Annotated in this window: 1 protein-coding gene; it reads right to left on the reverse strand. The window is 73.9% G+C overall.

Annotated elements, in window-relative coordinates:
* A partial coding sequence (locus ACH47Z_RS47035) for a beta-ketoacyl synthase N-terminal-like domain-containing protein (protein WP_399086766.1) occupies positions 1–2,486 on the reverse strand: 2,486 nt, incomplete at both ends.

A 2,486-nucleotide genomic window follows, 5' to 3' on the forward strand; every position in this document is an offset into this window, starting at 1 on the left:
AGATGCCGGTCCAACTCGGCCACGACCTCATCGAAAGCCGCCGCGAACACCACCGACTCCCCATACAGCCGACGGCCCATCCCCAGCCGCTGGGCACCCTGACCCGCAAACAGCACCGCCACCCGGCGGCCGTTCTTGGCCACACCCTCCGCCACGTTGGCACCCGGCTCCCCAGCGGCCAACGCCCGCAACCCGGCCGTCAGCTCGCCGCGGTCGGCACCCACGACCACCGCGCGGTGCTCGAACAGCGAACGCGACAGCAGCGCCGCACCCACATCCAGGGGATCCTGCACATCCACCGACGGCAGCAACCGCTCGGCCTGCGCACGCAGCGCCTGCTCCGAACGGGCCGACACCACCCACACCGTCTCGGTGCCGTCCTCGGCGACCGGCCCGGTCCCGGGCCCGGCCTCCGTCTCGGGCTCGACGCCGGGCGCGGCCTCCAAAATCACGTGCGCGTTCGTCCCCGAGATACCGAACGAGGAGACGCCCGCACGACGCGGACGGCCGGTCTCCGGCCACGGCACCGACTCGGTCAGCAACCGCACCCGACCCTGGCTCCAGTCCACGTGCGTGCTCGGCTCGTCCACGTGCAGGGTCCGCGGCAGCACCCCGTGGCGCAGTGCCTGCACCATCTTGATGGCGCCGACGACACCCGCCGCCGCCTGGGTGTGGCCCACGTTCGACTTGACCGAGCCGAGCCACAGCGGCCGGTCCTCCGGCCGGTCCTGGCCGTAAGTGGCCAGCACCGCCTGCGCCTCGATCGGGTCACCCAGCGTCGTACCCGTACCGTGCGCCTCCACCACGTCCACATCGGCCGGCGAAAGACCGGCCGCGGCCAGCGCCTGGCGGATCACCCGCTGCTGCGACGGACCGTTCGGCGCCGTCAGACCGTTCGACGCGCCGTCCTGGTTGACGGCGCTGGACCGCAGGACCGCCAGGACGCGGTGGCCGTTGCGCCGGGCGTCCGAGAGACGCTCCAGCACCACGATGCCGGCGCCCTCGGACCAGCCCGTGCCGTCGGCCGCCTCGGCGAACGCCTTGCAGCGGCCGTCGCCCGCGAGCCCGCCCTGGCGGGTGAACTCCACGAACGTGCCGGGGGTGGCCATCACGGTGACACCGCCGGCCAGCGCGAGGGTGCTCTCCCCCGAGCGCAGGGACTGGCCGGCCAGGTGCATCGCGACCAGCGAGGACGAGCACGCGGTGTCGACGGTGACCGCCGGGCCCTCCAGGCCGAGGACGTACGAGATCCGGCCGGAGAGCACGCTCTGCGCGCCACCGGTCATCAGCTGGGCCTGGGCGTCGCCACCGGCCTCGGCGACGAGGTCGCCGTAACCGGAGTGGTAACTGCCGACGAAGACACCGGCCGGGGTACCGCCGAGGGCGGTCGGGTCGATCCCCGCGTGTTCCAGGGCCTCCCAGGCCACTTCGAGGACCATGCGCTGCTGCGGGTCCATGGCCAGGGCCTCCCGCGGGGAGATCCCGAAGAAGCCGGCGTCGAAGTCCGCGGCGGCGGTCAGGAAGCCGCCCTCGTTGGCCATGGCCGTGTTCGGGCGGGTGCCCGTCGGGTCGTACAGGCCGTCCAGGTCCCAGCCGCGGTCCGCCGGGAACGGCGACATCGCGTCCGTGCCGGTGGCGACCAGGTTCCACAGGTCGTCGGGCCCGGTCACCCCGCCGGGGAAGCGGCAGGCCATGCCCACGACCACGATCGGGTCGTCCGCCACCGACACCGGCGCGGGCAGCTCCTGCCGCGTGGCGGTCCCGGTGGTGTCACCAGACCGCTCGGCCAGGTAGGCCGCCAGACGGGTAGCGTTCGGGTAGTCGAAGACCAGCGTGGCCGGCAGCGTCAGACCGGTCGCGGTCTGGAGCCGGTTGCGCAGCTCCACGGCCGTCAGCGAGTCGAAGCCCGCCTCCCGGAACGCCTGGCCCGGGTCGACGTCGTTCCCGCTGCTGTGGCCGAGGACGACGGCCACGTTGTCCCGGACGAGGGCGAGCAGGTGCTGGTCGCGCTGCTGGGCGGTGAGCCCGGCCAGCCGCTGGGCGAGACCGCCGGACTGCTGCCGGGCGTCGGCCGTGGCCCGCCGCGGTCTGGCGCCGACCAGCGTCCTGAGCATGACCGGCAGGTCGGCCTGGCCGCGCAGGACGGGGGCGTCCAGCCGGGTCAGCGCCACGACGGGGAGGTCCGCGAGGACGGCCCGGTCGAACAGCCGCATACCCTGCGCCACCGACAGCGGCGGCATGCCGGAGCTGTGCATGCGGCGGACGTCGGCCTCGGACAGGGCGCCCGTCAGGCCGACCTCCGGGGTCCACGGACCCCAGACCATCGACACGCCGGGCAGCCCCTCGTGGCGGCGCCGCTCGATCAGCGCGTCGAGGAACACGTTGCCCGCCGCGTAGTTGCCCTGCCCCGGAGCGCCCAGCAGGCCGGACATCGAGGAGAACACCGCGAAGACCGACAGGTCCAGGTCGCGCGTCAGCTCGTGCAA

The organism is Streptomyces sp. NPDC020192 (assembly GCF_044388685.1).
GTDB lineage: Bacteria > Actinomycetota > Actinomycetes > Streptomycetales > Streptomycetaceae > Streptomyces.